At 46.9% G+C, this 569-nt stretch carries 1 protein-coding gene; it reads left to right on the top strand.

The annotated features are described in order from the left end of the window. A partial coding sequence (locus tag R7Z49_RS26685) for an EAL domain-containing protein (RefSeq protein WP_318112681.1) occupies positions 1-569 on the top strand: 569 nt, incomplete at both ends.

Genomic DNA, 569 nt, shown 5'->3' with positions numbered 1-569 from the left:
ATTTCCTTGTGTGGTGGCTTGGTTAGCCGTCGTGATTTTCCTTCGGCTTCTCCTGATGAGCTCTTATTAAAAGGCATAGAAGCGCGTCGTTCTGGCGTTCGCAGCAACACGCATATTTGCAACGCTAAAGACATCGAAGTCAGTGAAGATGTACGTAAAGAGCAACTAGGGTGGTTGAGTTGTGTCAGCCGCGCGATTCTCAAGCAGAACATTATTACGTATAGCCAACCGATTGTGCACGCTTACAGTCATCTTCCTGCCAGCCAAGAATGTCTGGTGCGGATTTTAGAAGAAGACGGAACAGTGATTGCTCCAGGGCGATTTTTACCGATCATCTCAGACACGCATTTGTACACCAGATTGAGTCGTCACATGATCCGCTCGACGCTGCATTACATGCGAGATAAGAAAGGGGATTTCTCGATTAACCTGTCTCCGCAAGATTTGTTGAGCGACAAAACGTTGATGTTGCTGGAGCATGAAATCAGCCAGTTGAATGACCCGACGCGGATAGGGCTGGAATTGCTGGATTCTGAACAGATTAAAGATTACGGTCGTATGATAGAAGT

Source organism: Vibrio sp. 1562, from assembly GCF_033340155.1.
Classification (GTDB): Bacteria; Pseudomonadota; Gammaproteobacteria; order Enterobacterales; family Vibrionaceae; genus Vibrio; species Vibrio alginolyticus.
The sequence above is the reverse complement of the archived record's forward strand: the minus strand, read 5'-3'. Positions and strand labels throughout refer to the sequence as shown.